The following is a 1,359-nucleotide window of genomic DNA, read 5'->3' as shown; positions in this document are numbered from 1 at the left end:
TGCAGAATCTCATCTTGATCGACCCGCGTTAGTTGTCCATCGCGCATGACGACCTGACCGTTGATCATGACCGTGTCTACCGGAAGGTTGAAGGATGACAGCGCGAGCAGGCCACCACCCTGCTCCAGCGACGTGTGGGTGATGTCGTGTGCGGCGCGGACTACAATATCGGCCCGCTTGCCGGGGGTGAGCGTGCCGAGCTGGTCGCCCAGTCCGACGTTCCGCGCTGCATTGGCGGTTTGCATGTAGAACGGCTCGCCATCGTCCAGGCGATCACCAACGGCCGCGGAGAGCAGGAGGCTCACCATGCCGCTGGTGCCGAGAGGGTGGTACATCGTGGTGTCAATGCCAAGTGAGACTGACACGCCTTGCTTGATCAATGCCGGAAAGCGGCACGGCTCGGCCGGATGGACCGCCCGGTGCAGAGCGTTGTTCGGACACCAAGTCAAACCAGGCTTGTGTTCGACCACGAGTTCGGCGTCGCGGTCGGTCATCACGTTCATGTGGCTCAACGTCGTGCCCTTGTGGAGGGCGCCGAGCCGATGCAGCCGCTCCACGCCGGACATGCCGTACTTACGGGCTTCAGCCTTCTCCCACAGGGGTATGAAACCTTGGTGCTGGTTGAAGAGGACTCCGGCCTGTTTGGCCAGATCGCTGGCATCCTTGGTGAGCCCATCCGTCGCCGACCCTTCGCCGTAGAGGCAGACATAGCCCGTGACCAGCGCATCCTTGTCCGTGTTTCGCGTAAGCTCGCGCTCGAGGCGCCTCATGACCGTCGCCTTGTCGGCCGGAGCGCGTGCCATCAACTTCGGAGTGATCGTGGCTGGGGCAAGCCTTTCGAAGTCGCTCACATCGTCCCATCCGAACGGTGCCGAAACCATGCCGCGCATGCCAATTCGTTCCAATGCGGCTACAAACGCGTCGGTCTCGAATACGGTGCCGGCTTCCATGAAACATGTGTAGCCCCTGCGCAGCAGCGCGACCGCTGCCGCGGCTACCAAGGCATCTGTCGACTCGTCGTCGGTCTGAACCTTGACGTCCGCGTAAGAGACCTTGGACTCCGCAGGATGGTCCACCGACACTGGCAGCCCATGCAGCACAATCGCGGTTGCGTGGACATGTGTATCGATCATGCCCGGATGAACGATCGCTCCGTTTACGTCGATGCCGCTGCGGGACTCGTATTCCGCCACTAGTTCAGGCGTTTTGCCGACGGCAACAATACGGCTTTCCTTTACGGCGACGGCCCCGTTGCGGATGAACGGGGAGTCTCGGTCACCTGTGTACACCTCGCCGTTCATGATGAGGTAGTCGACCTGCTGTTTGTCTGCCATCTGAAGTCCTTCTTCTCGGCCATTT

General features: G+C 61.1%; 1 protein-coding gene. It reads right to left on the bottom strand.

The window, feature by feature from the left end; translation table 11 throughout:
* Positions 1 to 1,334 (bottom strand): amidohydrolase family protein (locus QN222_RS30195; protein ID WP_283966068.1); only part of this gene is annotated, 1,334 nt, incomplete at its 3' end.
* Positions 1,335 to 1,359 lie beyond the last annotated feature (25 nt).

Source organism: Sinorhizobium sp. 6-70, assembly GCF_030124375.1.
Lineage (GTDB): Bacteria > Pseudomonadota > Alphaproteobacteria > Rhizobiales > Rhizobiaceae > Sinorhizobium.
Note: the sequence above shows the minus strand (reverse complement) of the source record. Positions and strands in the feature narration are given on the sequence as shown.